Source organism: Asaia sp. SF2.1, from assembly GCF_000505765.1.
GTDB classification, from domain to species: Bacteria; Pseudomonadota; Alphaproteobacteria; order Acetobacterales; family Acetobacteraceae; genus Asaia; species Asaia bogorensis.
This window is the reverse complement of record NZ_AYXS01000003.1, coordinates 34,499-36,746: the sequence shown is the minus strand read 5'-3', so window position 1 is coordinate 36,746 and position 2,248 is coordinate 34,499. Positions and strand designations below refer to the sequence as shown.

Annotated in this window: 3 protein-coding genes; 2 read left to right on the top strand and 1 reads right to left on the bottom strand. The window is 59.4% G+C overall.

The annotated features are described in order from the left end of the window. Window positions 1–185 precede the first annotated feature (185 nt). Window positions 186–515: an HU family DNA-binding protein gene (locus P792_RS37345; protein WP_023977724.1), complete on the bottom strand. Its 330-nt coding sequence runs from the start codon at window positions 513–515 to the stop codon at window positions 186–188. 169 nt (window positions 516–684) lie between these two features. On the opposite strand from P792_RS37345, the gene P792_RS37340 reads away from it, so the two are divergent. Both P792_RS37340 and mobF read left to right on the top strand, forming a co-directional pair. Then, on the top strand, window positions 685–954 hold the full coding sequence (locus P792_RS37340; protein ID WP_023977723.1) for a hypothetical protein: 270 nt from the start codon (window positions 685–687) through the stop codon (window positions 952–954). Further along, window positions 951–2,248: MobF family relaxase (gene mobF / locus P792_RS37335; protein WP_023977722.1), on the top strand; the 1,298-nt coding region annotated here is incomplete at its 3' end. The genes P792_RS37340 and mobF, both read left to right, overlap by 4 nt.

Below are 2,248 nucleotides of genomic sequence, written 5' to 3'. Positions count from 1 at the left end.
GACCGTTGCGCGATCAGGTCTGATCGCATGCGACGATCCGATTTCTGCAAGATCGATCGACGGACATGACCTGTGTTCAGTCGCCGTTTCTGTAAGCGGCGTCATGGCGGTGCGCGACGGTGTGCAGGTCTTTCGCAACCTGAGTGGATGGCAATTATGCGACTGCTGAGAAAAGCGGTGGCGTTTTATGCCGTCTTTTGTTTTTTTGGCTTTGCTGCCGGGAGCGCCTTCGGTTCCTCGGGCGGATTGAGCGTGTCCTTGACCGGCTTGCCCGGTGCGAACCGCATGCCGCGCGAGGGCGGGATATCGATCATCTCCCCTGTTGCGGGGTTCCGACCCTGGCGCGCCGCATTGTGTTTCAGCGCGAATTTCCCAAAGCCAACCAGAACGACGTCTTCATCGGCCGCCACGGTCTTTACGATGGTGCCGAAACTCGCCTGTATGACGCGTTTGACATCCTGCATCGGCAGTCCGGTTTCCTGACTGACCTGAGTGACGAGATCATGCAGATTCATGGTCCAACTCCCTGAGTAAGATACAACGCTAATGCGGCCCCTGCACGGAGCGCAATCGTGTCCCGTCAATACAACACCCTTTTTCTCAGGGCTGAGCAAAAAAACCTGCTCGAACTCTGGATGGATCAATCGAAGACTGTCCTGACCATGAACTGGAAAGGCCCTCATCATGTCCCCCGCAGACCCAACGCTGTCCTCGATCGGTATCAAGATCGAAACCATCCGCCTGGAGCAGGAACTCCTTATTCAGACGGTTTTTGCGCAGGGCAGGCTTTTGTCCCAGATCCACGCCGCTCTCCATCCCGAGGAACCGCCCAAGGGTGAATCGGCGACGGCTCTTCTCAAGGAGCTGATCGAGGCGGTGAAGAGCATGCATGATGACATTCGTCGCCTGCCCGGCTTCGATCCGGCATCGCACAAGGCTGGGCACGGGGCATGATCACCTACAGCAAGATCTCTGCGAAAGGGCAGGGCGCCCTTATCGTCGATTATATGAAGGAGAGCCGGACGCAGGCGGATAAAGACGTCCGGATCGAGGAGGATCCCTCTGCCGATCGCGGCGGACGGGTAGTGGCCTATTATACGGGGCGCGACGGGCGGGGTGCCTGGATGGCGGGCATGGGATCGCGCATTGCCGATCAGCTTGGCGTCGATACCAGCGCGCCGCCGACGGATGCAGCCCTGGCACGCCTGTATGAGGCAAAGCGCGCGGACACGGGTGAAGCCTGGGCCGGTCAAGGCAAAAAGCGTGACCTTTCGGCTTGGGACTTCACGGCAAGCCCTGACAAGAGTGTTTCCCTCGCTGCCGAGCTCTGCGGAACCGCGCTCGAGCGCGCCGCGATCTGGCATGCCATTCATCAGGCCGGCGAGGAGACCATGCGCATGATCATGGATCACGTCGGTGTCGCGCGTCGCGGGGACGGCAAAACCGCTCACGCCGAGGAAGGTGAGACCGCGTACGTCTTCTATCGCCACCACACGGCGCGACCGACGCTCGAAATCCAGGATGGACCGGACGGCGCAACTGCCGTCATCGAGGTGCCGGTAGCAGGCGATCCGCAATCCCATATCCACTACCATCTGTTCAACGCGGTCGCGACGCAAAGCGGTCATCTTGGATCGCTGGACAGTGCTCGGATTACGAAGACGACCTCTTTTCTCTTTGGTGCCTATTTCCAGGCAATCCTCGCAGAACGCCTGCGAGAGCTCGGTATTGAGGTTCAGGTGGATGAGACGCATCGTGCCATCCGCGTTAACGCAGTGCCCGAACACGCGCGTGATTTCTTCTCCAAGCGGCACAAGGACACGCAAAAGCGCGCCGAGGACTTCGTGGCAAGCCAGGGGCGGGAATGGCAGAAGCTGTCGGCCGAGGAGAAATTCCGCATCTTGTCCCAGACCAACCAGATCTTTCGTCAGGCCAAATGGACGGGCGGAAACGAGCAGGAGATCTGGCAGGAAATGGCGAAGGAGCTGGGCTGGGAGACATCGAGTGTGATGACCAGGCACAAGGCTCAGAGCCTCTCGGACGAAGAGCGGCACGACGCGGCTTATCAAGTGGCGATAAAGCTGGTGGCAGACGACTTCAAAAGTGCTGCCGTCCTCGATGCGGAACTGTTGCGCGTCCATGCAACGCGCGGGTTGATCGGGGTCGGTATCAAGGGCGAGCATGATATCGAGCGTGTGGTAGAGCTGATCAAGAAGCGCGGCATCGTATTCAACGGTGTGCAGACCCA